This window comes from Psychrobacter sp. 1U2, from assembly GCF_051847575.1.
Window position 1 is genome coordinate 1 of the sequence record NZ_JBPYDC010000964.1, and the last position, 756, is coordinate 756.

The 756-nt window shown below is 46.0% G+C and carries 2 pseudogenes; both read right to left on the reverse strand.

Going from position 1 to position 756, the window contains the following annotated elements:
* Window positions 1-307 (reverse strand): annotated as a pseudogene (locus ACS8FD_RS19805) (DNA-processing protein DprA); the annotation flags it as partial.
* 32 nt (window positions 308-339) lie between these two features.
* Window positions 340-756 (reverse strand): annotated as a pseudogene (locus tag ACS8FD_RS19810) (LysM peptidoglycan-binding domain-containing protein); the annotation flags it as partial.

Below are 756 nucleotides of genomic sequence, written 5' to 3' on the forward strand. Positions count from 1 at the left end.
ATATCTGTAAAAGCTGGGAGGGGTAATCGGGCTGATCAGCGAATAAGAGACTATAGCGTTTTTCTAGCAACGCCTGCTGAATTTTATCAATATTGGCGAGCGTTTGATCTGGCTGCTCATGACGTTTGAGATGAGTATGATGAATACCCAACTGTCGCCATGCTTCTACCGTCGCTTGCCAAGCAAGCTGCGCATCGCTAAAAAACGTAATAAGTTTATGATAAGCAGATAATGACGCATTCACCTCATACCACAGTGCCAAGGTTGCACGCTGTTCAGTTGATAAAGAAGGCGAATGTTCCATCATGACTGCTTACTCTTAGATAATGGTATAAATGTCTATAGATAAGGCGGTGGCAACAGTTGATCGCCCACATTCAGGGGTAGCTCTGAGCTTAAAATATAAGCATAGCTAATATCATCAAAAGTATTAAATACCATCGCCATACCAGCAGGCTCGCTTGGCAAGCGTACGGGTGTGTCATTGTCCATGGTATCGCGTACTAAAGGGCCTTTTCGATAGACCGTCAATACATCACCAGGTTTAGCCCCTTGGTTACTACCCAAGTTGATTGCAACCACACTACCCTTCGCCGCAGAGCTGATTGAATCCATCACTCGAACGATCAATCCGCCGCGGTTTACCGTGGCAGGCGCAGGATAGAATACTGGCGGAATAGAGTCGTCTAATTCGACAAACACGCGGTCGCCTTCTCGTACTTCTTTGCCATAAGAGTCAGTCAATTGCAGACTGCT